This window comes from Corynebacterium kroppenstedtii, assembly GCF_016894245.1.
Classification (GTDB): Bacteria; Actinomycetota; Actinomycetes; order Mycobacteriales; family Mycobacteriaceae; genus Corynebacterium.
The window spans coordinates 2,145,896-2,171,486 of record NZ_CP069792.1 but is presented as its reverse complement, the minus strand read 5'-3'; the positions used below and the strand labels follow the sequence as shown (position 1 = coordinate 2,171,486).

The following is a 25,591-nucleotide window of genomic DNA, read 5'->3' as shown; positions in this document are numbered from 1 at the left end:
AGTACCTCACATACGAGGATCGGCAGACACGAGGATCGGTGAAGTGAAAGATAACACCACGAACCCGAATGATTTACCGAAGATCTCTGCACTTCGGGCTGCAGTGGAGTCGGTGATGTTGGTGTTGGACGATCCTGCCTCTATCTCTGATATTTCCCGCGCGGTGGGGGCGTCGGAGCAAGAGACGCGCGCGGTTATCGACGAGTGGAGAGACGAACTCGATCAAAGAGGCAGTGGCATCGAGCTGCGTCACGTCGATGATGGGTGGCGGCTCTACACCAGAGCTGAGCACGCGCCGGCCGTTGAGGCATTTTTGTTAGACGGCGCGCAAACAAAGTTGTCACGAGCGGCGCTGGAAACGCTCGCGGTGGTGGCCTATCGCCAGCCGGTAACTCGCTCCCAAGTCGCCGCTGTCCGCGGGGTGAACTGTGATGGTGTCATGCGAACCTTAGCGCTGCGTGGTTTGGTGAAAGAAGTGGGTGAGGAGCAGACGTCGGGAGCTCATTTGTATGCCACCACTGAGTTGTTTTTAGAGACGATGGGCCTCTCGGATATCTCTGAACTGCCAGATTTGGCGCCTCTGTTACCTGATGTGGAAGCGATTGATGAGGCTATTGCAGATTACTGAACACTGTTCAGTAGGGTGACAACTATGGAGGATCTTGTACGTTTTGACCAAAAGCACATTTGGCATCCATATGGCCCGATGCCAGCAGCGGTACCTTCCATACCCGTGACATCTGCGGAAGGCGTTACGCTGCATCTCGAGAATGGTCGAAACATCATTGACGGGATGAGTTCCTGGTGGGCTGTAGCACACGGGCATCGCCATCCACACCTGGTTGAGGCCGCACATAAGCAGATCGATCACATGCCACATGTGATGTTCGGTGGCCTTACACATAAACCAGCGGTGGATTTAGCCAGGTGGCTGGTAGATACAACGCCTGAGGGGCTGGACCTGGTCTTTTATTCTGATTCGGGATCAGTATCTGTTGAGGTAGCCATCAAGATGGCCCTCCAATACCAGATGGGACAAGGCCATCCAGAGCGTAACCGGCTCGTGACGTGGCGTCGCGGATATCATGGTGATACCCAAGGGCCGATGAGTGTGTGTGATCCTGAGGGCGGCATGCACTCTTTGTGGCGAGGCACTTTGGTAGAACAAGTCTTTGCCCCCGAACCTCCGGCTGATCCACGATGCGACGTGGGCCATTCTGCCGGTGACAACAGTTACCGTGATGCGCGTCTTAGTGAAGACCAGATTGAGTCTTACTTACGGGAATTTGAGACATATATCGATGACACCATTGCTGGAGTGATTATTGAGCCTGTCGTGCAGGGGGCAGGAGGCATGCGATTCCACGACCCGCGATTGGTCGCTGGCCTTCGCCGTGTATGCGATGACCACTCCATCCTCCTCATTGCCGACGAAATCGCCACAGGCTTTGGACGTACGGGGAATCTCTTTGCGTGTGAAGCTGCTAACATCACCCCGGACATTATGTGCGTCGGCAAGGCCCTGACCGGGGGAATGATGAGTTTTGCTGCCACACTGACGACCCAGCGCGTAGGAGAGGTGATTTCGACACCGCAGGGCGGGGGAGCGTTGATGCACGGGCCGACTTTCATGGGCAATCCGCTGGCGTGCTCGGTGGCTCGGGCCGCGGGCGACCTCATAGATAACGGTTACTGGCGATCGACAGTTCCCCGTATTGAACAGGAATTACGCCACGGTTTGTCCCCACTTGCCGATGCTGAGCAGGTTGCGTCTGTACGTGTCCTAGGTGCTATTGGCGTCGTCGAGCTATCTCAACCTGTTGATATGAAGGTTGCTACGAGGGTAGCTGTGGAATCGGGAGTATGGCTTCGACCTTTCGGGAAGTTGGTTTATAGCATGCCGCCGTTTATATCGACCAGCACTGACATCGAGAAAATATGTGCGGCGATGAAAAATATTGTCGCTGCGTCGGCGTAAGCGCGCGGTCTCACCACAGAGACTTTTCCGGTCCGGATTATTCAGTGACCTGTTGAGAGGAGATTAAAAATGAGTATTGCCATCATGACGGGGACGGGGACAGATGTCGGGAAGACTGTAGCTACCGGCGCGGTTGCGAGCATCCTTCAGAAGGAGGGATATGAACCATTCATTGTGAAACCAGCGCAGACTGGTGAACCCGAAGGCGAAGGCGATGCTCCCCGCATAACCGCCTTGACCGGTATTGATAGTGCGGAGACCCTGTACCGGTTCCCCGAGCCGCTTGCCCCGGCTACGTCGGCCCGGCGGGCGAATATGCCATATCCCGAGCTCACGACCGTTGCTGAGCAGATCAGATCTTTTGATAAGCCAGGCCGCGTTGTACTTGTTGAGGGAGCTGGTGGGCTTCTTGTGCGTATTGGTCAGGACTGGACCATTGCAGATTTGGCTCGAGAACTTGATGCTCCGCTTATTGTTGTGTGTTCAACAGGCCTCGGAAGTTTGAACGAGGCTGAATTGACGGTGGAAGCTGCTACGCGCCGGGGGCTAACTGTTCTTGGTTTAATCGGTGGGTCCATTCCGGACTCCCCAGATTTGGCGACGCGGTGTAATAGAGAAGACTTGCCCGTGGTTACGGGGACCGATGTCTTAGGGTATATACCCGAAGGAGCTGGTGGGTGGTCTCAGCAGACTTTCGTCAAGGAAGCGCCAGGATTTTTCGTGTCGGATATTGTCGATCGGATGACGCGTGAGAGTGATTAACTGCTAGAGACTGAATGGTGACGTCACCGCATTTGTCGGTTGGTGGGTGTGTACTTCTCCGAGTGTGGAAGCGGGTCCCCGCCCCATTATGAGTGGCTTGATGCGCTGTGATGTAGTTTGATTGCGTCTGCAGCCCGTTGAAGATAATGACACGAATGAAGAACGTGATAGACTCACTGGTCACCATATGTTTTGCGTGGACGGCCGTTTATTTTTGATGCTATGAAACGACGCCACGTTACCCCTGTTTTTAAACCGAAAAAATAACGCATAGATACGGAAAGGTCCACATCGTGGCTTCTACCGCTCGCCGTGACGGCACACCGGAATACGTACCCAAGGCAAAGCCTGCTCGACATCAACATGTCAAGGCCACATCCCCCGCCCATCATTCGGGTGAGGGGATTCGCCTGCAAAAGGTATTGGCCGCTGCTGGCGTCGCATCCCGGCGGATGTCAGAAAAGCTCATCGACGAAGGGCGCGTCGAGGTCAACGGAGAAATCGTGACCCGTCAGGGCGTTCGCGTGGATCCAGATCACGACGTGATTCGGGTTGATGGCAGCAGAGTCATCGTCAACGAATCGATGCAATACTTCGCATTGAACAAACCACGCGGTGTTCAGTCAACCATGCATGATGATATGGGTCGGCCCTGCGTCGGCGATATCGTTGGTGAGAAAGTAGACGCTGGTCAGAGGCTTTTCCACGTTGGTCGTTTGGATGCTGCGACGCAGGGACTTCTTCTCTTGACCAACGATGGCGAGTTAGCGAACCGGCTGATTCACCCCAAATACGGAATCAAGAAAACCTACCTCGCCACTGTTCTCGGCGAAGTGGATAAGAGAGACCTTCGACGCCTGACCCAGGGAATTGAGTTGGATGACGGTACTGCCCGAGCCGACGAAGCTGAAACCATTGACGTCTGGCAAGGCCGTTCACTCGTGAAAGTAGTGCTTCACGAGGGGCGCAAGCACATCGTGCGACGGATGCTAAAAGCAGCTGGTTTTCCTGTGCAAGAGCTGGTTCGAACCAAAATCCACACAGTGCAGTTGGGTGAGCAAACTCCGGGAACACTACGCGCGCTGAACCGTGCGGAACTGACCAGCTTGTTTAATGCTGTTGATATGTAACAACCCGTACTATGTAGAGCTTTTGCGTCCACTTTCGTGTGATCCGATGTAACAGGGATTATGCAATGGCAGAACGGATTAAATAGGAGTTTAGTGATGTCAACTACTCGTACATCGGATGACTCAACACTCGCCAACACCCCAGGGGGAGGGTTGATCGTCGCCGTCGATGGACCATCCGGCACAGGCAAATCGACGGTCTGTCGTACCGTCGCCTCGCGATTGAACACGTCTTACTTAGACACCGGGGCGATGTACCGCGTGGCCACCCTCCACGTTCTTAATGCCGGAATCGACCCCGACGATCGCGAAGCTGTGATCGAGGCAACGTCTGACTTGCCCATCACCATTAACGACGACCCTCACTCCACCGAAGTCATCCTCGACGGAATGAACGTGGCTGATGACATCCGGACACCCCGAGTGACACGAGCCGTCTCGTCGGTAGCGGCGATCCCCGAAGTCCGCCAGAACCTTGTAGCATTGCAACGATCATTGGCTCACAAGGCCGGACGATGCGTTGTGGAAGGACGGGATATCGGCACTGTCGTCTTAGCGGACGCTCCTTGCAAAGTTTTTATGACAGCCGAACCGAGCATCCGGGCACGGCGCCGATACGACCAGGATCGTGAAGCTGGACGTGACGCCACATTCGACGAGGTTTTACGAGACGTTCAAGAACGCGACCGCAAAGATTCATCGCGGGCGGACTCACCGCTTATGCCAGCCGACGACGCCATCGTCGTCGATACGAGCCATATCGGCATCGATGACGTCGTTGATGCGATCATCGCCCTTATCCGTCAATCGGGCAGCGATAACCACCGAACCGACGACGAGCAATCTGATGAGGACGCCTCACTCGACGATCTCGTCTTCACCACGACAGAAGGTCAGGCTATTGGCGACGAGGATGACCCGAACATCGGTGACGCCACTGACACCGGTGACCAGGCGGGCCCCGGCGATCAGGCCGGCCTCGAACACACTGACCGCTCCCACGGCGATCACACTCACGAAGCCACTGGCAACGCAACCGACGGTGATGCCACTGACGATGAGGTCAACAACCTGCTGGTCACCTCCGACGATGACACCGATTGGCACTCTGTCGAGGAAGCATTCGGCGTCTTCGACGACGCCGGATACACCTCCGAAGCACTATGCACCGTCGCCATCCTCGGCCGACCGAACGTAGGCAAATCCACCCTCGTCAACCGCTTCATCGGGCGCCGTGAAGCCGTCGTCGAAGACTTCCCAGGAGTCACACGCGACCGCATCTCATACCTCGGCGAATGGAACGGCCGACGCTTCTGGGTACAGGACACCGGCGGATGGGGCCCCGACGCTAAAGGCATGCACGCGGCCATCGCCCGCCAAGCCGAAGGCGCTATGAAAACAGCAGACGTCATCGTCTTCGTCGTCGACACTCAAGTCGGAATTACCGCATCCGACGAAATGCTCGCCCGCAAATTACACCGGGCCGAGCAACCTGTCGTTCTCGTCGCTAATAAGTTCGACTCACCGACGCAGTACGGCGACCTCGCGGAATTCTGGGCACTCGGCCTCGACAACCCTTACCCAGTGTCGGCCAAACACGGCCACGGCGCCGCCGATGTCCTCGATGAAGTCATCCGACTCTTCCCCGACAAACCACGGCAAGAATTCATCACATCGGGGCCGCGTAGAGTGGCCCTCGTCGGCAAGCCCAACGTCGGTAAATCGAGTTTGCTCAATAAGATGACAGGGGAGGATCGAGCTGTCGTCGACGATGTCGCCGGCACGACCGTTGACCCCGTGGACTCGCTCGTCGAACTCGACCAAAAGACGTGGACCTTCGTCGATACCGCTGGTATCAGGAAGAAAACTAAGAAGGCAACGGGCCACGAGTATTACGCGGGTCTGCGTACACGGGGAGCCATCGACGCGGCGGAAGTCGTTGTCTTCATCGTCGACGCATCTGAACCGGTGACTGAACAAGATCAGCGTGTCCTACGTATGATCCTGGATTCCGGCCGAGCGCTCGTCGTGGCCTACAACAAATGGGACATGGTTGATGAAGATCGCCGGGATATGCTCGACCGCGAAATTGAGCTCCAGCTCTCGCACATCCCGTGGGCCCGCCGTGTCAACATCTCTGCAAAAACTGGGCGGGCAATACACAAACTCGAGCCCGCAATGATTGAAGCCCTAGAGAGCTGGGATGGTCGCGTTCCCACAGGTCAACTTAACACGTGGTTGCGGGCGGTCATTGCTGAGACTCCGCCTCCGATGCGGGGCGGTCGTCTGCCTAGGGTGTTGTTCGCGACGCAGGCATCCACCCGGCCACCGGTGATCGTGCTGTTTACCACTGGCTTCCTGGAACACGGGTACCGACGTTTCCTCGAACGAAAATTCCGGGAGACCTTCGGCTTCACAGGCTCGCCAGTGCGAATTGCCGTGCGTGTGCGGGAAAAGCGTGGGAGAAAATAGTCCCTCTTACCCCTCGTGCTGGCGGCGCATAATGAATGCGTCTGTCCTGTAGGGCAACTCAATTGGCTGATGCTCAGGTAGCTCGAGGTGCTGGTAGAGATACCAGCGGAGATTATTATCGACGTGCTCGCGCGTTTTGTCCGTGGCCCGTAACCAATAGGACCGAGTATGAGCCAGATGGATAATGTTATGTGCCGTGATGGCCTGGTTGAATGAGCCACGCCACTCATCAGTAATAGTCCATGGTGGCGCGACCTGAGGGATAAAACCGGGGCGCAAGATATCCCCTGAATGCATAATTCGCGCTAACCGATGCACCCAGGGGACACTCACATCGAGTGTGTTCCACACAAGAAGGCACACACCACCAGCAACCAGAACCCTGTCCAGCTCACGACATGTCTGATCTGTATCGAGCCAATGCCACGTTTGCGCACACGTCGCCGCGGTGAGGCACGCATCGGTGAGCCCGGTAGACTCCGCACGAGACCGAATGACCGGAACACGGGGGAGACGCGCCACACATGAATGGGTCATTTCAGGCGACGGATCCGAAGCGAGGACGCCACCTGGAAACCGCTCATCAAGGTTTACTGTCAATGAGCCCGGGCCTGCGCCTATGTCGAGTATTCGCAGTGGAGCGTTGAGCTCGCGGTGACCGGACTGGCCAATATGGCACTCGAGGAGATCAACAACATCAGTGGGATAGCCAGGACGCACTGCACCATAATTCGTTACCCCACGATGAAAGGAGTTGGCAGCTTCCACACGGTTCTCGGACGAGGCAAAAATAGGACGGTCACGTTGAGATCGAATGGGAATCTGCTGGCCGGGAGAATACGCCGGCCTCGATGGTGTCATAGCGTGTGAATCACCATCGGAAGAATGAGAAAGACCGCATCCATCAGGGTCTATATGCACAACACATCCCCAACGGTAGCGGCCTCAATTGTTATCAGCGTCGGACTGACAGGATTTGAACCTGCGACCCCTTGACCCCCAGTCAAGTGCGCTACCAAACTGCGCCACAGTCCGATTGCCCCATCAGGGGCAACCACTGCAGCATACCGCAGCCGATTGCGACCACAAAAAACTAGGCCTGAGGTGGGGAGACAGGTGTCTCAGTGACGACTATCCCATCGGCATCGCACGTCACATACTGGCCGGGAACAAAATCCACTCCGCCGAAGTTCACCACAACATCGCGCTCACCGTCGCCAGTTTTGCTGGATTTCCGTGGATTCGTGCCCAGAGCTTTCACCCCGAAATCCATATCCTTGATCTCTGCAGAGTCACGAATAGCGCCGTAAATAACGATCCCGGACCAACCATGATCACGCCCCAGTGCAGCGACGTTATCGCCCATCAACGCAGTGTGAACGCTTCCGCCCCCATCGACAACAAGCACACCCCCGTTGCCGGCGGTACCCAACACGGATTTAAGAAGAGCGTTATCCTCGTAACACCGCACCGTCGAAATCTGGCCGGCAAACTCAATACGGCCACCGTAATTGAGAAATTGCACATCACAGGACCGTACAGCCGGACCAACAACGTCGACAATATCGGCTGTGGGAATAATCCCCTGGGGACCCGCACTCTCATGAGCGGACTCACGTTTATTATTCATAGCCAGCAGATTAACCCGAATCGTTCCCGCCTGGTGTGACTTTGCCAAGAAACGACTCCCCATCGCCACCACCAACTGTGGACTACGCTGGGTAGCCGGCCCGGTCTCACCGGACTCGAAACATGACGTCAACCAAAAAACGCTAACGTAAAACACACGTAATCTTTCCACGTAGCAAGGACGACCCCTATGGCCACATGGCTTCGGAAACTCACCGGTTCCCGGCGCAAAAACACAGCTGAGCTCTCCCGCGCCACCACGCTAGGAGACCACACAGCCACACTCACCGACGCCGACCTCCGAAGAACCTTCGACACCGCGCTACGGGATAAAGACAATGCCACCATGTTCGCGACGCTTCGAGAAGCCTCCACGCGAACAATCGGACTCACCCCATTCGACTGCCAACTCCGAGGAGCTCAGGAACTCCTCAAAGGCAATGTCATACAAATGGCCACCGGCGAAGGCAAAACACTCGTCGGGGCACTCGCAGCGATCATCTACGCCCACCAGGGACGAAAAATCCATTGCATCACCGTCAACTCCTACTTAGCAGGACGAGACGCCGACTGGATGGGACCACTGTTCGACTTCTTCGACGTGACCGTCGGCGCCATCCAAGAACATATGACCGCGGATCAACGCCGCACGACATACTCTAACGACGTCGTCTTCGGATCAATCAACGAAATGGGATTCGACGTCCTCCGCGACCACTTGATCACACGCCGACATGACCAAGTACAGCCCACACCAGACGTCGCCATCGTCGACGAAGCCGACTCAGTCATGGTCGACGAAGCTCTCGTCCCCCTCGTCTTGGCCGGCAGCGCACCCGGCCACGCACCCACCGGCCGCATCAGCGAAGTCGTCCGGAACCTCACCAAAGACGAGGACTACAGCGTTGATGACGACCAACGAAACGTGTTCCTCACGGACAAAGGAGCCCACACCGTCGAGAAACGCCTCGGCCTATCATCGCTCTACGACGCCGAAAACATCAGCACCACACTTGTCCAAGTCAACGTCGCTCTTCACGCTAAAGAACTCCTGGTCAAAGACGTTCACTACATCATTCGAGACGGAAAAGTCGCCCTCGTCGACAACTCAAAAGGACGCATAGCTGACCTCCAACGCTGGCCAGACGGGCTACAATCCGCCGTCGAAGCAAAAGAAGGACTCGATGTCACCGACGGTGGGCGAGTGCTCGACACCATCACCATCCAAGCGCTCCTCGGCCGCTATACCAACCTGTGCGGAATGACAGGAACCGCCACCGCCGCCTCCGAACAACTCCGTCAATTCTACGGCCTCGGCGTCGCCGTCATTGAGCCCCATCTTCCCTGCATTCGCGACGACGAAGCAGACCGAATCTTCAGCACCGCCGACGACCGACGCCGAGGCATCATCGAACACATCCAACAGCTCCAACAAGCCGGCCGCCCCGTGCTTGTCGGAACCCACAACGTCGCCGAATCCGAAGACATCCAAAACGCACTCCAAGCCATTGGAGTCGACTGCGTCGTACTCAACGCAAAAAACCACGAAAAAGAAGCACGAATCATTGCCGACGCTGGACTCCCCGGGCGTGTCACCGTATCCACACAAATGGCCGGGCGAGGGACAGACATCAAACTCGGCGGAGCACATGAACAGTACCGCGACGACGTCGTCAAAGCTGGCGGCCTTGCTGTCGTCGGATTCGGACGCCACCGCAGTGCCCGCCTCGACGACCAACTCCGAGGTCGCGCCGGGCGACAAGGCGATCCGGGCTCCAGCGTCATTTTCGTCTCCCTCGAGGACGACGTCATCGCAGTTGGCGGAGCAGGTGAATCCGTCAATGCAGTTCCCGATAGCAACGGGCAACTGACGCAGAAAAAAGTGTATTCCTTTGTGGATCACTGTCAGCGTGTCACTGAAGGACAAATGCTTCAGATTCACGCGAACACGTGGAAATATAACAAACTCATCAATGAGCAACGGGGCATCATTGATGAGCGGCGCAGCGACATCCTTGATTCCGACGTTGCCTTGAACGAACTACAGCACCGTGCTCACCGTGACCTGACGGTGCCGCATGATGTCCGTGTTCAAGCAGCCCGTGAGGTTGAGCTCTTTCACCTCGATGAACATTGGGCGCGGCATCTTGAATATCTGGATGACATCCGGGAATCTATTCACCTCCGTGCTCTCGCCCGAGAGAATCCGGTCGATGAATTTCACCGTATGTCGATTGCCGAGTTTAAGAATCTCGCCACCGGAGCCGTTGATGATGCGGTTGAAACGTGGAGGCATATCACGATCGATAACAATGGCGCCGATCTCGGCGAGCGAGGTCTTCGGCGTCCAAGTTCTACCTGGACTTATATGGTTAATGACAATCCTCTGTCCGGGAATAATGGATCGGTCGTGGGATCAGTTGTTAACTTATTCCGATAGGCTTGCTTTACAACGGTGATGTGTACGGCAATATCGGGTGAGCAATGAAATTCTGACAGCTGGCTACATATAGCCACATATAGCAATGAGTACGTAACGAGAGGATAAGTCCGATGGATTATGACGAGCATCGTGATAACCCCGAGATCCCTCGTTATGAACAACCGGTTGGAACTAAAAAGCAAGGAGCTAAGAGTGCTCGGCAGTCGCGTTTTACCCGGAGCACCCCGGTGAGCAAAGTAACTCACGAAACTCGACTTCGGGTAGAAGCACGGATGGACAAGATGCTTCCCACGCCGGACGGGCACACCGCCCGCGCAGTACCCCCTGGTATGGAACCGCCGGGTATGAGGGAGCAAGTGACAGTTCACCCTGCGGGATACTCGCGGATCCTGACTGTTCCTAACATCTTGAGTATCGTGCGGATCTGCCTGGTGCCCATTTACGCCTGGTTTCTTATCGGCCCGGGTGAGTATGGATGGGCACTCGCCATCGTGGCGATTTCGTCATTTACGGACTGGCTTGATGGAAAAATCGCGAGAATTTGGGGACTGACCACACGGATAGGCCAGTATCTCGACCCAGCCGCCGACCGGTTGTTCATCCTCGTCACACCCATTTGTTTCGCTATTGCGGGGTTACTGAGCTGGTGGTGGGTGGTAGTTCTCTTCGCTCGCGACCTTATCCTTTTCCCAACGATGCTCGTCTACCGAAATCGTGGAATCCGGCCGAAAGTCATGTATCTCGGAAAAGCTGCGACTTTCGCTCTCATGTGGGCCTTCCCGCTGTACTTAGCTTCAGCTGCGGCATGGTCATTTTCACATTTCTTTACCCCCTGGGCGCGAGCTCTTTTCCTGTGGGGGACAGTTTTGTATTTGTGGACAGGGGTTCTGTATTTGTACCGAGCAGTGCTTGTATCGAGGCGATTTCCTGTTACTAGGGGTCGGAACCGAACCACGGGCTCTTCATGATAAAAAGTGTCTTTGGGGGTGATGCTTACCCGCATCGCGCGCATGCCACCATCCTATGGATTAGGCTGGGGGAGTGAATATAACATGCCCCTCGGCACTATGTGGAGGGGCATAAACGGCTACTATGGGCGCTAAATCTGTATAACCCAGTGGAAACGGTTCTCAGCTAATTTAGTGGCAGGCAACCGCTCGAACGGCTGGCTATTATCTCTATGTGAGATAGTAAGTCGGGCAGGGCAGTGGCTGGTGTGAACCGTTGGTCGAACTTAAGGAGGCAGAATCGATGAGTGACAATAGTGATTTTTCAGAATCTTCGGTGGAAACTACCTCGGTCTTTCGTGCCGATCTTTTGAAAGAAATGGAATCGGGCGCATCCGATTCCTCGGCCCCAGGCGTTGATGGCTTACCTGAGGGCTCCGCATTGCTCGTCGTCAAACGTGGTCCGAATGCAGGATCCCGATTCCTCCTCGACCAGCCGACGACGACAGCGGGCCGTCATCCCGATAGCGATATCTTCTTGGATGATGTCACCGTGTCCCGTCGCCACGCTGAATTCCGCAAGAACGATGACCAGTTCGAAGTCGTCGACGTTGGATCTCTGAACGGCACGTACGTCAATCGTGAGCCAAAGAACTCTTCAGAGCTTTCCAATGGTGATGAAATCCAGATTGGTAAGTTCCGCCTCGTGTTTCTCAACGGTCAGAAAGATTCTTAAGAACAGTGTCAGCTCTACGGAAAACGGGTCCGCTGCCTGAGGTCCGTCACGACCGCCCTTCCACGTTGTCGATCGGGGCGGTTCTTAAGCAATTGCGTCGCGAGTTCCCTGACGTTACGGTCTCCAAGCTCCGTTTTTGGGAGTCTGAAGGGCTTGTCTCCCCGGCGCGTACAGAAAAGGGTTATCGACGCTACTCGTCCGCCGACGTTCAGCGCTTACGTTATATTCTGACGACGCAGCGTGATAATTATCTGCCGCTGAAGGTCATTAAGCAGCGCCTCGACGCAATGGACGAAGGCAACGTCACCCCTGTTACGGGATTAATTTCTGCCGAGCAATTTAAGCCGGAAAATACGCGTTTGACCCATTCCGATGTGTGTACTGCTGCTGAGATTGATGACACTTTCCTCACGCAGCTTGCCAAGGCGGGTCTCGTTAATGCCGACAGATCAGGCCTCTACTGCCAAGATGATGTGTCGATCGCACGAACAGCGAGCCAATTGGTGGGGTTTGGGCTTGATGAGCGACACTTAAAAACCTTGCGAGCGACAGCTCAACGTTATGCGGGGTTGATCACTCAGGCTAGCGGTCCTTTGGGGCACGTCAAGAGCAGTGACGCCAAAGCCCGATCGGAAGAGACAGCTCGCGAGCTCTCCGCATTAATCGTGAGCCTACAGGCAGCGTTTATTAAAGCTTCCCTGCGAGGCGAATTCGATTAGACATTGAGTGCCGATGACCGATCGGTCGGAATGAGGATGGAGGCCACATATCATCATGGTTGAACTCGAGTATTTAGGGTTGTTTCTCCTCGGCCCAGATCGCGATCCGGCAATAGTGTTTTTGTGGCCCCAGCGCCGGCGTTTGATGACGGTGTTTGTTGGTGCGTCCTCCGCGGCTATTCTTTCGGGCAAAGACGTCGGTGTAGAGCCGCGGCGGCCAACGTCGACAAGTGTGATTGTCGACGTTCTAGAAGCGCATGATGACGCTGTAGTGAATATTTCTATTGATGCCGTCAATCATGGCACCTTCTATGCGACAATTCATTGCGAGTCAGGGAATAACTTTGACATCCGAGTTTCGGACGCCGTTGATCTAGCTCTTAATGAGGACGTGACGATTTACGCCGAAGAGTCAATTGTTAAAACCTGGTCGGTTCCGGTCACGGCTGAGGTAGTCGAACATCTTGATAGTTCGAATCAGCCCGTGTCTGGACGCCCCGAATCCAGCTTATCGCTCTTGGCTGAAATGACGGGAGATAATTCCCAGTCAGAGAGTAATGATCAGCAGCATCTGTCGGAAGATCTGGGTGATCTTGCAGTCGGTGATGCCGATTTTGAAGAACTGATGGGACACTTGGGTATGAGCGAAAATGATCTTACCCGGGGTAGTGATAATGATCGTCGTGGTGAGAACGGTTCTGAGGATTCGTAGAGACGAGATTGGCAGAGGTTGCTGGAGTGTGAACGGGACACTCTGTCGGTTGAATGTGAGTGATCCCAACTTGACACTGTGACTAGTGTGAAAGTTGTTAATTACAATATAGTAAGTTAAGCATGTGGTTTGATAGACGCATGTGAAAAATGTGCCACATGTGTTGCGTGTCGCGTTGACTCGAAAGAATATTGGCATAACCTAGACGGCATCGAACTACATGAGTGTGAGTTTTCCCGCTCTCTTGCTCAACACGTACGACCACAGAAAGTGAGCCTGCAGTGAAACAGGAACAGGCACCCGTCCAAGGCGCACTCTTTGACGTCATGGATTCGGACGACGAAGTTGGCTACCGCGTTCCCATCGCTTGTCAGGTAGCGGGGATAACCTATCGACAGCTTGACTACTGGGCTCGTACAAAGCTCGTCCAACCATCCATTCGATCCGCCCACGGATCCGGAACTCAGAGGTTGTACTCGTTCCGCGATATCCTTGTTCTCAAGATCGTTAAGGGTCTGTTGGATACGGGCATTTCTCTGCAGAACATTCGCCGTGCCGTTGAAAAGTTGAGCAACTTGGGTGTTGATGATCTTTCTACGATTACACTCGTTTCTGACGGAACGACGGTGTATGAATGCCGTTCTAGCGAAGAAGTCTTCGATCTGTTGACCGGTGGACAGGGCGTCTTTGGGATCGGAGTTCCCGGTATCGTCAAAGAGCTTGCCGGGACGATTTCAGAGTTTCCGGCGGAGAAAGTTGTCCATGTGGGAAGTGCTGAAGACAGCGCTGACGGGGCTTCTCAACACACCGTTGCAGGGTTCGATGAGCTCGCAGAGCGTCGGCGTCGTAAAACCAGCTAGTTAGCTGGCTAGAGCGCTTGGCTTTTCAGCCAGTTACGTATCTAACCTGCCACGGCGTCCGTTAATGCCTGGGGGAATGATTTATCTGTGGCATTGGGGATAGCGTGGTAATGGCCATTGGTTAATTTGCTCACTTCGCGTAGCCACGGATCCACTTTGTCGCCGAGAGCGATGACATCAACTTGTACGGGGGATTGCTTGTTGATGATATCGGCCTGAAGTCGCGCATTAGCCGCGTCCATGGATCGTCCTGCATTCGTTGAGTCAGTCACGATAACGACGCGCTTTGGAGCAGGTCCGCTAATTGATGCATTGAGCATCGCTGCGACGGTCGATTCATATAGGAACGGGGTGCCGCCCGTCGTGAGCCCGTTAACCATCGACGCACTCCGAGCGCCGTGGTCACCGATGCTGAGGTCAACATGGTTTCGATAGGGTTGGACCCTTTCCATGGGCGAGGAAAAACTCCATAACGACGTCACCCGCCCATGCTGTCCCGCTTGTTGCAGGCTTCGGGCGCTCTCGCGCTGGATAACGTCAAAATGGTTGCGCATAGATTCTGATGTGTCGATCAGCAGCAGTGTCGACGCCGGGGCAGGACGTTGTTGATTCGCCTTATCAGGTTTTTGTGTGGACTTCGTCTGGTCCTTTGCCGCGTCCTTCTTTACTGGGGACTGTTGAGCGGCCGCTTTATCGGTTGTGGCCTTACGATCAGTGTTCCCTGAAGCCTGACTATTCATTTCTGTCGTGGTGGAGTTAGTCACTGTCACCGGTGGAAGCTCGCCACTGACCTGGTTAGAAGCAGCATAAGCCAGTTCTTTGGTGTCGTTTGATAGGGAATCATGGGCAGGAGTTTTCTCGGCAGCCTGCGATTCCGAATGCGAGCGGGCGAATTCTGAATAATCAGCGGCAGCCCGTGCTTGGTATTCGGTAACCCGAGGGCTAGAGCTCATTGTCAGAAGTGGGAAATCGACCGTCGCATCACTGATCGGTGAGAACGCCGTGTTGTCGCCCCCAAGCGACTGCGGAGCTGCTACGGAAATATCTTCTTTCCCACCCGAGACGGACGAGACCGCATCCGAAAGAGAAGTGGGGGAAAGGGTGGCAGCAACCTCACGTGCCGACGCATCACGCGCTTGAGGATCCATACCGGCTGGATGATCTTTAGCGAATTGGGCACTAGCCGCATAAGCAGACCACGTCGAGTTGCGCGGATACACCGGTGCGCCCGGTGCTTTGTCTTGTGCCGAGTTCTTGGAGTGGATCGCCCCCAATTGTTGGCGATCAATGAGCACCGACGAATCGATTTCTGCTTCGCTGCCGTCCAAAGCGGTCCCACCGGGATTATCCTGCGTTGAACCCGGGAGGCTACCAGCGGGTATCCACGCTGCGGGGAGATCTCCCTCCGGCGAATGGAACAAAGCTATCGCCTGTGCCGTATTCGCATATGTTATCTTCGGCGTAATACAGGAATCGTGAGTGGAGGGATTCGACTTCGAATAATCCGACGTCAACTTCTCAGCCGTAGCCTTGGCCGAAGGGTCAGCAATGACGTTGAGAACCGTCGACCGGTCACAGTCAGCAGCGTTAGACGACGATTTATTCCGACTGACGAAAACCACAGACAAGGCAGCGAGAAGTGCGAGCACGATGACAATAACAAAGGCCACCCACACCCATCGTGCAAAGCGTAATTGCCGTGTTCCTGATCGATGATTCGCCATAACGCAATGTTACAACGTTAAATCTGAGGTGCGAATGATATCAATGAGCTTCGTCCGTAGGTCGGAGGCGCGCTGAGAAAATTCGCGTTGGGCAGCGACATATTGTGCTTTCCCCTCGGGCGTCTCAATGGGCACCGCGGTAAAACCCCACTCGGTGAGGTCATAGGGTGAGGCTTCCATATCCAGTTTCCGTATATCGCACGCTAAACGGAATGTATCCAGCCAGAGTTCACCCGGCACGAGGGGGCCTAATTTCGTTGCCCATTTATATAAATCCATGTTTGCGTGCAAGCATGCTCCCTGTTCACACAGTGGTTGTGTTTCCCGCGATGGGTGGAACTTATTGCGGGGGACGGCGTCAAGGGTGAAGAATCGAAAAGCGTCATAGTGCGTGCACCGCATGGAATGAGTTTCAACCACCCGGTTCGTCGCCTCTGGTCCTAGCCTGAGCGGTTCCGGGTGCCGAGGTCGTCCTCGATAAACCATCGCCCATTCGTGGAGGCCAAAACAATCAAAGTGCGTGGGATTGGACAATGTTTGGGTCAGCAGATTCTCAATGTAGCGGAACGTCGAGCCCCGATCTGCCCACAACGCAGCAGTGTCCAATGTTGTGATGGTATGGCCATGAAGCTGATCCGCAGTGATACCGGCGCCCTCAAGCGCAACGGTGGGGACAGATTCGCTATCAACCTTAGTGAAATACTTCATGGCAGGAGCATCGACGAGATACACACCGTGGCCAGGTGACCAATGACTGAGTTTGCCTGGGGTGACAGGGTAGTAATGGAAGATAAAGTCCCACACCGGATGCCGTTGCCCGCGAGAGGCGCGTTCAAGGTGATCTTTAGTCAACCTTGTGACCATGTCCTTATGTGCATTCCGACGCGATGTCCACTCTGATGGAAAAAGAATGGTGGGGCGAAATGTTGTCGAAGTCGGCATAATGTCTGAGGTCGAATTCCTTTGCTGTCGTGGGGTAGTAGCCACGTCGGGGTTAGTCGTCTGCTTTAGTCATCGTGGGTACTATCGCGCACGGTTCCGACATATTCCTCGATCAAATCTTCGAGGGTCACGATTCCGTATTGATGCCCGCCATCTACCACTTGCGCAATATGACGAGAGCGTCCACGCATGAGCCGCAGCGCTTGGTCCATAGGAGTAGAGGGGGAGAAGGTGATGAGCGGCCGGATTTCCCTACGCGCTAACACCGTTTCCGGGTCAGAATGGGGTGGGATTTCGCGGTCCAAAATGTCTTTGACGTGGACGTAGCCTAAGTAGGTGCCATCTCTGCCTGTCACGGGGAAACGTGAAAACCCGGTGTCGGCAACAGCCTTTTCCACGTCGCCCATGAGCGGGCCACTGCCGCGCAAAGGCACTGTACGGACCTCGTCGGCAGGAATGAGAACCTCGTCGATATGCCGACGTGGTGACGCTAATGCCTTGTTCAGCCGAGAGTGCTCTTCTGCGTCGATCAGGCCTTCTTGGCGTGAATCAGCGATCATGCGCGCTAGCTCCGACGGGCTAACGGTGGTGTCCAGCTCATCTTTCTGTGTGATGCCAACAGCTGCCAGCGTGATACGTGCTACCCAGTTGAAGAAAAGAATGATGGGGCGCGTTATTTTCACGAACATGACGTGGATAGGCACGAGCCACATCGCGACGTTTTCTGGGCCTGCGAGCGCAATGTTCTTCGGCACCATCTCGCCCAGAATGATGTGAAGAATCGAGACCAAGAGCAGCGCGAGCGCGAATCCAATCGGATGCAGTAATCCGTCGGGAACACCGAGAGCTGCCGCGGGGGTTTCGATGAGATGGGAGACGGCTGGTTCGCCGACTTTACCTAGCAGGAGGCTAGCGATGGTGACGCCGAATTGAGCTCCGGCGAGGTTCATGGAGAGGTGCTCAGTGGCGTTAATAATTGCGCGTGCTCTGGTATCCCCGGACTCGAGGATCGATTCCAGACGGTCTTTGCGGGAAGAAATGAGAGCAAACTCTGCTCCCACAAAGAACGCGTTTAACGCGATCAGGAAGAGGGCGAATACGAGAGCCCATAGGTCGCCGATCATTTATTCCCCCTCTCGCAGTGGCAGATTGTTGTTGTCTCCCGCACTTGTCATCGCAGATGCTTGTTCAGGAGCGATGGGGGTCAAAAGCACCCGATCCACTCGTCGGTCATCCATCGATGTCACTCGGGCCGACCAGGATAAAGGATTAGTTTCCACCATATTGGTATCTGGATCTGGCAAAACGATGATGTCGCCTTCGACGGGAATCCGTTTGAGGTTGGTCATGACCAGACCACCCAGAGTTTCATATGGTCCCTCTGGGGCTTTATAGCCGAGCCGAGACTCCAACTCATCGATGCGCACGAGCCCGGAACAATCCCACGACGTTCCCGATTGCCGTATCTCAGTCTCAGTGTCATCGTGTTCGTCGAAGACAGCGCCGAGGATTTCTTCGACCATGTCCTCAATAGTGACGATGCCGCTCGTTCCGCCATACTCGTCGGCAACCATGGCCATTTCGCACCCAGATTGTCGAACAATCTTAAGGACACTGTCGCCATCGAGGCTGGTAGGCACGACGGGCGCAGGATCGGCGTAGTCAATCACTAATGTGGAATCGCGTTGATCGGTCGGAAAGGTAAACGCCTTCTTGACGTGGATGACACCGAGGGTGTTATCAAGATCGCCGTCTGTAATGGGGAAGCGTGAGTGCCCTGTCTCCATGGCGAGGGTAAGTAAATCCGTCATCGAGGAGTCTTTTTCGAGCGCCTCGACTTTGGCACGAGGAGTCATAATTTCGTCGGCCGAGACATCGCCGAATTTCAGTGACCGGTCAATGAGTGTGGCTTGATTTTTTGACATACCTCCATGAAGAGCCGAGTTTCGCACCAGTGCACCCAGCTCCTGAGGGGACCGTGCCGACGCTAGCTCGTCGGCGGGCTCGATCCCCATTTTTCTCACCAAATGATTGGCGGACCAATTCAAAGTTTTAATGAATGGCGAGAAAAACCGGTTGAAATACACGACTGGCCGGACCGTGATCTTAGCGGCTTTCATGGGATTGGTGATCGCTATATTCTTTGGAACAAGCTCACCATAAACCATGGACAGAAGTGCCGCGATAATCATCGCGATAATCAACGCAATGGACTGCGAGGCAGAGGGGGAAATCCCGACCACTTCAAGTAGCGGAGTAATAAATGTGGACAGCACCGGCTCTGCTAAATAGCCTGTAGCCAGCGTCGTTAATGTAATACCGAGCTGCGCACCGGACAAATGAAAGGAAAGGTTTTGATGTGCCTTTCCCACCAGTTTGCCCAATGGGGAGGTGTCTTCCTGAATAGTGGAATTTTCCAGACCAGTGAGCGCGAATTCCACCGCCACGAATACTCCCGTGCCGGCGGTCAACGCGATGAAACCGATAATGCCCAGAATACTTAATGCAATGTCCATAGTTGGTAGCTAGTGTAGATCCGCCAGACGACGGGAGTAATCCCGACAGGGGAGTGACCAGTCGTCAGTTACGCTTCAACCTCTGAGCGATCGCCCGACCACAGCGTGTGGAAGGAACCATCTTTATCGATCCGGCGATAGGTATGGGCGCCGAAGAAATCACGCTGTGCCTGAATGAGTGTCGCGGGAAGCCGCTCAGCACGAAGCGAATCATAGTATGACAATGACGACGCGAAGACGGGGATAGGTAGCCCCATTTCCGTCGCAGATACGACAATGCGCCGCCAGGAATCAACCAGGTTGGACATCTGTTCCGTGAAGTACGGGTCCAAGAGGAGTAGCTGGAGGTCCGGATCCTGATCATAGGCTTCGCGAATGCGGTTAAGGAATTTCGCGCGAATGATGCAGCCGCCTCGCCAGATCGTCGCTAAGTCACGGGGATCGACGTTCCATTCGTGCTCTGCTGATCCGGCCTTAATTTCATCGAAACCTTGGGCATAGGCCACCATCTTCGATGCGTAGAGGGCCCGTCGCACGTCCTCGATGAAGCTCTCCCGTTCCTCAGCGGAAATGGGTGAGCGGAGAGAACCGCCGGGGAGGTTCCCCTGTGTGGCAGTGCGTTGTGCGGTAGCACCAGACAATGCGCGTGCGAAGACCGCTTCCCCGATACCGGTGACAGGAATTCCCAGGTCAAGGGCAGCTTTCACCGTCCAGCGGCCGGTTCCCTTCTGGCCTGCGCTGTCAACGATGACGTCAACGAGCGGTTTTCCGGTTTCACTATCAACATGGGAGAGGACTTCTGCGGTGATTTCAACCAAGTAGGAGTCAAGATCGCCCTTATTCCACTCCCGGAAAACGTCGGCGATCTCTGCTGGCTCTATGTTCGCGCCGTAGCGGAGCAGGTGGTAGGCCTCGCCAATGACCTGCATATCGGCATACTCAATGCCATTGTGAACCATTTTCACGAAGTGCCCTGCGCCATTAGGACCGATGTGGGTGCAGCACGGTGTGCCGTCAACCTGTGCGGCAATAGATTCCAGTAATGGACCAAGAGATTCGTATGACTCCTGGGGGCCACCAGGCATGATGGAGGGGCCGTTAAGAGCGCCTTCCTCACCACCGGAAATCCCCGCCCCGACGAAGTGCAACCCGCGAGCGGCAATTTCCCGTTCGCGACGGATCGTATCCGTGTATAGAGAGTTACCGCCATCAATAATGATGTCGCCTTCCTCCATAGCATCCGCAAGTTGTGAAATGACAGCATCGGTAGCCGCACCAGCTTTAACCATGATGAGGGCGCGACGCGGGCGCTCGAGGGAAGCAACGAACTCTTCAATCGTCGACGACGCGACGAATGAACCTGTTTCACCAAAGTCCGACATAAACGCGTCGGTTTTTTCGTGAGAACGGTTGTACACCGCGACCGTGTAGCCGTGCGATGCAAAATTACGGGCAATATTTGAGCCCATCACTGCGAGCCCGACGACTCCGATATTGGCTAGGTTGCCTTGTGTTGTGGAGGTATCACTCATGACCCTCGAGTCTAGCGTGTTCTATTTCTGACGTCTGACAGTGCATATGTCAGTACGATGGTGATCTATGAGTTTTGTCGAGAAATTCGGAATTTCCACGCAGCGTCAATTAACTGATGAGGAATTGGCTGAGCTCAATGGCGGTGCCGTGTACGGAGGCGAGACAAACCATACGGGTGGGAATGGTTTTTCAGAGGGAACTCCTGAAACGGTATCTAGCTCTGCTCTTCCGCACGGATTAGACCAAACTCTGGGCATGACCTTTACCGCGGTTGGCCCCGACAGAGTTGAGGGCAGGATCGTGATTGATCAGCGCCATGTTCAGCCGTGGGGTGTGACGAATGGTGGTGTGTACTGCGCGATTGGTGAGTCTATTGCATCTATCGCGGGATATATCGCCGCTGGGGGACAAGCAACTGTGATGGGAGTGAACAACAACACAGATTTCTTTCGCCCGTCGCGCCCAGGGGATATCTTGCGTGCAATCGCACGGCCGGTCAACCTTGGCCGGACTTTCCAGGTATGGGAAGTCCTTATCGCGAATGAACAAACTGAGAAGCTTGTTGCGCGGACAAACCTTCGAACCTCAGTTATTCCGCAGTCTTCCACTTCTCAGCAGGGTTAGGGGTACCCAGTTTCCGGGTCTCCCGCACCTCTGCAGCCTTGGGTGATTCGACTGCTAATTTGTCCAACCCGTTGCGTGCATAAAGCTGCTGCTGGGTGGTGTCCAAGTGCCACCGCTTGGGGGAAATGGAATTGAGCCCCCAGCTGACCATCGACACCAGCCTGTTGCGGAAGCCCACAATGAAGGCTAAGTGAACTAGCAGCCACGTGACCCATCCAAAGAATCCAGCGAATTCAACTTTATCCAGCTTAACGACGGCCTGGAATCGGGACACTGTGGCCATCGAGCCCTTGTCAAAGTACTCAAAGTCGGGGCGCTCCTCATATGACCGTCCCCGTGCTTCCTGGGCGATCTGTTCGGCAGCATACTTGCCACCCTGGATAGCCACCTGGGCAACACCAGGGAGCCTATCGAGTGACATCATGTCGCCGACAACGAAGACATCACGGTGGTTACCCACGGTGAGGTCAGGATTGACGGGTACACGCCCGGCGCGGTCGACGTCGACACCACTTTGTTGTGCGATGATGGCGCCGAGAGGAGAGGCTGCAACACCGGCAGACCAAATCTTGCACGAGGCCTCGATAGTCGTCTCTTCACCCGACTCGAGATTCTTGTACGTAAGACCGCGTTTGTTCACGTCAGTCACTATCGAGCCAAGAACGATTTCAACTCCCATACGGCGTAGTTGATTGGCGGCTTTTCTGCCCAATCGCTTGCCAAACGGCGGTAGTACCTGGGGAGCTCCGTCGATAAGTATGATGCGCGCGTCCGCAGGGTCGAAGTTGGAGTATTCGCCCGTCAGTGTGCGGTTCGCCATCTCGGCAACCTGCCCGGCTAGCTCGACACCGGTGGGACCTGCGCCGACGATGGCGAAGGTGAGAAGGCGATCGCGCTCACGCTGATCTGTTGTCATCTCGGCACGTTCGAATGCGCTAATAATGCGAGAACGAATCTCAAGGGCGTCGTCGATGCTCTTCATCCCCGGTGCGTACTTCGCGAATTGGTCGTTGCCGAAGTAGGATTGGCCCGCACCAGCCGCAACGATCAAGGAGTCGTAAGGAAACACTAACTCGTGATCATCTTGCGACGCTGTAACGGTCTTCGCTTCTGTGTCAACATTCTGGACTTCGCCTCGTGCGACATGAATGTTGGGATCAGCATGGAAGATTTGCCGAATCGATGAGGCTATTTCTCCCGGGGAGAGAATACCGGTTGCTACTTGATACAGCAGCGGTTGAAAGACGTGGGTATTGTTTCGATCGATGATTGTGACGTCGACATTTTCGTTGGCAAGTCGCTTCGCCGCGAAAATTCCGCCGAATCCGGCGCCGATGATAACGACGCGGTGCTGAGAATCGTGGGAAGCGGGAACGTTGTGGTTCATTTTTTCGGAGGGCATAGGTTTCCTTCGGTGGGATATATCGTGCGTGGTCAAGGAATCACGAAAAGTGTCGCCACACATCAGTGTATGTCGGATCACACAGTATGTAACCAATCACACTATAGTGTCAGGCGTAAGTGTGGTAATTGCCGGGTTCATTCGCGAAGCTAGTCGATGATTACTGAGTGACTCTTGACGGCCTGCGGGCAAGTGTGGCGTGGTGCAAACTATCACGTCCTTATCCGCGGTAATTTTAGGGCGGGTAGAAAGTAATAAAAAGGCGCATATACCAGCACTAAAGGGGTCAGCGTCGGCACGAATGATCGGAAGGGAGTAGCCGCTCAGGTGAAAAATAAAGGGCATATTGACCCCACAACGTGGCCTAATCTCGTCCGAGAACCCTCCGCACCAATGATGGGGGCGAGAGCCAGTGCAGTCCATGATCGACTCGAAGAGTTCCTCGACTCAGTAGATATTTCCGTACCGGACGAACCCATCGGGATTGGAGACATCGATCCCGAACCACCTATTGCCTACAACCCTGAAGCAGTATTTTCCTCGGAACCGATGCGGATGTCGGTGTATGACCCTAATGTCATGAACCGCATGGTTGACTCAGGTTTCCTTGGCCTAGGTGAAGGGTACGTCGCGGGGGAATGGGATGCGATACCTCTTGCAGATGTGTTAGCAACCCTGCTCGATCACGACATCGAGGCAGGGTGGGGGAAAATGCTGTCCCGGTGGTCGCGGAACAAAGTGACCGGCGTTCCTCGTGCAGGTGAACTGCCACTTGAACTCATCGAACTCTGTACGGGCCCCTCAAAAACTTGGGGAAGCCCCCTGTTTGCGACGAGCTCGCGGACATCTGTCACTGAGACGCTGAATTGGAAAAACAAAACCACCATTGTCGACGTGACACGGTACGAATCGCCACAGTCGGTGTCATATGACGATATCGAGTCCGCCCAGTACCGACGCGTGAACCAAATGCTGGATGAATGTCGCGTCGGGCCTGGTTCGCGAGTGCTCGAGTTCCCAGCATCGAGTGCGACGCTTGCCGTGACTGCTGCTCGACGAGGCGCCACCGTCGATGTTCTCACGTCGGACCCCGTTTACGCTGAGGACATACGGCGCATTGTGTGGGAAGAGAAGCTGGCGGGTGCTGTTCACGTGGAAACCATCAGTGGGCCGATACCGAGCCCCCGTCAATGGTCGGGTGTGTATGACGCAATCATGTCGGTTGAACGCATGGAAACGATGGGCGTAGGAGGCTTGCGCCCGTTTTTGCGAGCAATTGGGCGGATGCTGTCTCCCGGCGGTCGGGCATGCATACAGAGCGTCATCAACACTGGGCTTTCGGAGAACTCTCTCCAAGCTCTCGGGATCATGCGTGGTTATGTGTGGCCAGCGTTGGAATATCCGACGGTGGAGAATGTCCGCGATGCGCTAATGCGGTATACCGATCTGGTGGAACGGGCCGAGGTCCATTGCGGCGATCATTTGCGTGTCACGTTGCCACTGTGGCGACGCGAATTCGCGATTAATCGCGATGCTGCAGCAGCTGCCGGTTTTGATCGTGTTTACCGACGTTTGTGGTTCTATGTCTTAGCGCTGCAAGAAGCCTTGTTTATGCGCGGTGAATTGGATGTCGCTCAGTTTGTTCTTCTAAAGCCGAAGAAGAGCGAGTAGAGGAAGGGGCGGTGGAAGGCTCGGCAACGGATTCCGACGCAACGTCTGCGGAGTCTTCCTTAGCGTCCTGGGTGCCCTGGGCATTCTGATTGGTCTGATCCCGGTTACTGCGGTGCTTTCTCCACGCGAGTTGGGTGGCCTTGAACAAAGCCGGTATGACGACGGACAACAATCCAAGAATGATAAACCAGTGAACGTATTTGTCGATTAGAGGAATACCCCCTAACCAGTATCCAATTGCTATCACTCCTGCGCCCCATATCGTGCTTCCGATGACGGACCAAAGAGTGAACGTTCGGTGTTTCATGCCAGAAACGCCTGCAACGACGGGCGTAAGTGTGCGAACTACTCCGATGAAACGCGCAAGCATGACTGTGGGCGCGCCGAATCGATCAAAGAAATGATGAGTGCGATCAAGGGCTCGCGGACCCATCCAGGTCATCGCTCTGGATTCGAGAACTCGTGGGCCAACCTTGCGTCCAAACAAGAAGCCGACTTGGTCGCCTGCGATTGCGGCGAGGGGAACGGTGAGCATGAGTTGCCACACGTGCGCGAAGGGGTGAGGCTGGGCTGCCAAAATACCCGCGGTGAATAGCAGAGTATCGCCGGGAAAGATGAAGCCGATGAGCATGCCGGTTTCCATGAAGATGATGACGAGGACGCCAATGAAGCCGAAAGTATTGATCAGCATATTGACGTCGAACATGCTTCGCTCACACCCCAATCAACTCAAATCGCGTAGTCACCGACGAGAGCCCCGGCAGTAGTCTTGCTCTCAAGCGCTCTAGGCT

The 25,591-nt window shown here is 55.0% G+C and carries 22 protein-coding genes and 1 tRNA gene; 13 read left to right on the top strand and 10 right to left on the bottom strand.

Annotated features, from left to right (window positions below; all coding sequences use genetic code 11):
- Nucleotides 1-43: 43 nt before the first annotated feature.
- The 5 genes from scpB to der all read left to right on the top strand — a co-directional run bounded on the left by scpB (nucleotide 44) and on the right by der (nucleotide 6,342).
- Nucleotides 44-628: an SMC-Scp complex subunit ScpB gene (gene scpB / locus I6J23_RS09345; protein WP_204581834.1), complete on the top strand. Its 585-nt coding sequence runs from the start codon at nucleotides 44-46 to the stop codon at nucleotides 626-628.
- Nucleotides 629-652: 24 nt separating this feature from the next.
- Nucleotides 653-1,978, top strand: a complete 1,326-nt coding sequence (locus I6J23_RS09340) for an adenosylmethionine--8-amino-7-oxononanoate transaminase (RefSeq protein ID WP_204581833.1) — start codon at nucleotides 653-655, stop codon at nucleotides 1,976-1,978.
- A 69-nt stretch (nucleotides 1,979-2,047) separates the two neighbouring features.
- Nucleotides 2,048-2,740, top strand: coding sequence for a dethiobiotin synthase (bioD, locus tag I6J23_RS09335; protein ID WP_204581832.1), 693 nt, complete (start codon nucleotides 2,048-2,050; stop codon nucleotides 2,738-2,740).
- Nucleotides 2,741-3,033: 293 nt separating this feature from the next.
- Nucleotides 3,034-3,870, top strand: coding sequence for a pseudouridine synthase (locus I6J23_RS09330; RefSeq protein WP_204581831.1), 837 nt, complete (start codon nucleotides 3,034-3,036; stop codon nucleotides 3,868-3,870).
- A gap of 96 nt (nucleotides 3,871-3,966) precedes the next feature.
- Nucleotides 3,967-6,342, top strand: coding sequence for a bifunctional cytidylate kinase/GTPase Der (gene der / locus I6J23_RS09325; protein WP_204581830.1), 2,376 nt, complete (start codon nucleotides 3,967-3,969; stop codon nucleotides 6,340-6,342).
- Between the two features lie 6 nt (nucleotides 6,343-6,348).
- On the opposite strand, the gene I6J23_RS09320 is transcribed toward der, so the two are convergent.
- From I6J23_RS09320 to rraA, 3 genes are all read right to left on the bottom strand, one after another.
- Nucleotides 6,349-7,203 (bottom strand): class I SAM-dependent methyltransferase, encoded by an 855-nt coding sequence (locus tag I6J23_RS09320; RefSeq protein ID WP_204581829.1) that lies wholly within the window; start codon nucleotides 7,201-7,203, stop codon nucleotides 6,349-6,351.
- 100 nt (nucleotides 7,204-7,303) lie between these two features.
- Nucleotides 7,304-7,377 (bottom strand) — tRNA-Pro (locus tag I6J23_RS09315).
- A gap of 58 nt (nucleotides 7,378-7,435) precedes the next feature.
- Nucleotides 7,436-7,972: a ribonuclease E activity regulator RraA gene (gene rraA / locus I6J23_RS09310; RefSeq protein ID WP_204581828.1), complete on the bottom strand. Its 537-nt coding sequence runs from the start codon at nucleotides 7,970-7,972 to the stop codon at nucleotides 7,436-7,438.
- A gap of 189 nt (nucleotides 7,973-8,161) precedes the next feature.
- On the opposite strand from rraA, the gene secA2 reads away from it, so the two are divergent.
- The 6 genes from secA2 to I6J23_RS09280 all read left to right on the top strand — a co-directional run bounded on the left by secA2 (nucleotide 8,162) and on the right by I6J23_RS09280 (nucleotide 14,388).
- Complete coding sequence (gene secA2 / locus I6J23_RS09305) at nucleotides 8,162-10,411, top strand: accessory Sec system translocase SecA2 (protein WP_204581827.1); 2,250 nt, start codon at nucleotides 8,162-8,164, stop codon at nucleotides 10,409-10,411.
- A gap of 113 nt (nucleotides 10,412-10,524) precedes the next feature.
- Nucleotides 10,525-11,382, top strand: a complete 858-nt coding sequence (locus I6J23_RS09300) for a CDP-alcohol phosphatidyltransferase family protein (protein WP_204581826.1) — start codon at nucleotides 10,525-10,527, stop codon at nucleotides 11,380-11,382.
- Between the two features lie 283 nt (nucleotides 11,383-11,665).
- Nucleotides 11,666-12,097 (top strand): oxoglutarate dehydrogenase inhibitor Odhl, encoded by a 432-nt coding sequence (gene odhI, locus I6J23_RS09295; protein WP_012731510.1) that lies wholly within the window; start codon nucleotides 11,666-11,668, stop codon nucleotides 12,095-12,097.
- A 5-nt stretch (nucleotides 12,098-12,102) separates the two neighbouring features.
- Nucleotides 12,103-12,816, top strand: coding sequence for a MerR family transcriptional regulator (locus I6J23_RS09290; protein WP_204581825.1), 714 nt, complete (start codon nucleotides 12,103-12,105; stop codon nucleotides 12,814-12,816).
- Between the two features lie 55 nt (nucleotides 12,817-12,871).
- Nucleotides 12,872-13,528: a bifunctional nuclease family protein gene (locus I6J23_RS09285; protein WP_204581824.1), complete on the top strand. Its 657-nt coding sequence runs from the start codon at nucleotides 12,872-12,874 to the stop codon at nucleotides 13,526-13,528.
- A 326-nt stretch (nucleotides 13,529-13,854) separates the two neighbouring features.
- Nucleotides 13,855-14,388 carry a MerR family transcriptional regulator gene (locus I6J23_RS09280; RefSeq protein WP_204583051.1) on the top strand — a complete coding sequence of 178 codons (534 nt, stop codon included), beginning with the start codon at nucleotides 13,855-13,857 and terminating at the stop codon, nucleotides 14,386-14,388.
- 41 nt (nucleotides 14,389-14,429) lie between these two features.
- On the opposite strand, the gene I6J23_RS09275 is transcribed toward I6J23_RS09280, so the two are convergent.
- From I6J23_RS09275 to gndA, 5 genes are all read right to left on the bottom strand, one after another.
- Complete coding sequence (locus tag I6J23_RS09275) at nucleotides 14,430-16,112, bottom strand: vWA domain-containing protein (protein ID WP_204581823.1); 1,683 nt, start codon at nucleotides 16,110-16,112, stop codon at nucleotides 14,430-14,432.
- Nucleotides 16,113-16,121: 9 nt separating this feature from the next.
- Nucleotides 16,122-17,054, bottom strand: coding sequence for a 3-methyladenine DNA glycosylase (locus tag I6J23_RS09270; RefSeq protein WP_204583050.1), 933 nt, complete (start codon nucleotides 17,052-17,054; stop codon nucleotides 16,122-16,124).
- A 65-nt stretch (nucleotides 17,055-17,119) separates the two neighbouring features.
- Entirely contained in the window at nucleotides 17,120-18,178 is a 1,059-nt protein-coding gene (locus I6J23_RS09265; protein ID WP_204581822.1) for a hemolysin family protein, read from the bottom strand.
- Entirely contained in the window at nucleotides 18,179-19,570 is a 1,392-nt protein-coding gene (locus I6J23_RS09260; protein ID WP_204581821.1) for a hemolysin family protein, read from the bottom strand. It abuts the gene before it with no gap.
- Between the two features lie 68 nt (nucleotides 19,571-19,638).
- Entirely contained in the window at nucleotides 19,639-21,102 is a 1,464-nt protein-coding gene (gene gndA / locus I6J23_RS09255) for an NADP-dependent phosphogluconate dehydrogenase (RefSeq protein WP_204581820.1), read from the bottom strand.
- 67 nt (nucleotides 21,103-21,169) lie between these two features.
- Between gndA and I6J23_RS09250 the strand changes: the two genes are divergently transcribed.
- A complete protein-coding gene (locus I6J23_RS09250) occupies nucleotides 21,170-21,727 on the top strand; it encodes a PaaI family thioesterase (protein ID WP_204581819.1) in 558 nt (185 codons plus the stop codon).
- On the opposite strand, the gene I6J23_RS09245 is transcribed toward I6J23_RS09250, so the two are convergent.
- Nucleotides 21,693-23,114, bottom strand: coding sequence for an NAD(P)/FAD-dependent oxidoreductase (locus I6J23_RS09245; RefSeq protein ID WP_412523833.1), 1,422 nt, complete (start codon nucleotides 23,112-23,114; stop codon nucleotides 21,693-21,695). The two genes, I6J23_RS09250 and I6J23_RS09245, sit on opposite strands and share 35 nt — an antisense overlap.
- A gap of 342 nt (nucleotides 23,115-23,456) precedes the next feature.
- On the opposite strand from I6J23_RS09245, the gene I6J23_RS09240 reads away from it, so the two are divergent.
- Entirely contained in the window at nucleotides 23,457-24,800 is a 1,344-nt protein-coding gene (locus I6J23_RS09240) for an SAM-dependent methyltransferase (RefSeq protein ID WP_239454905.1), read from the top strand.
- Here I6J23_RS09240 and I6J23_RS09235 read toward each other — a convergent pair.
- Nucleotides 24,739-25,506 carry a DedA family protein gene (locus I6J23_RS09235; RefSeq protein ID WP_204581817.1) on the bottom strand — a complete coding sequence of 256 codons (768 nt, stop codon included), beginning with the start codon at nucleotides 25,504-25,506 and terminating at the stop codon, nucleotides 24,739-24,741. The genes I6J23_RS09240 and I6J23_RS09235 overlap by 62 nt on opposite strands.
- Between the last annotated feature and the right edge of the window lie 85 nt (nucleotides 25,507-25,591).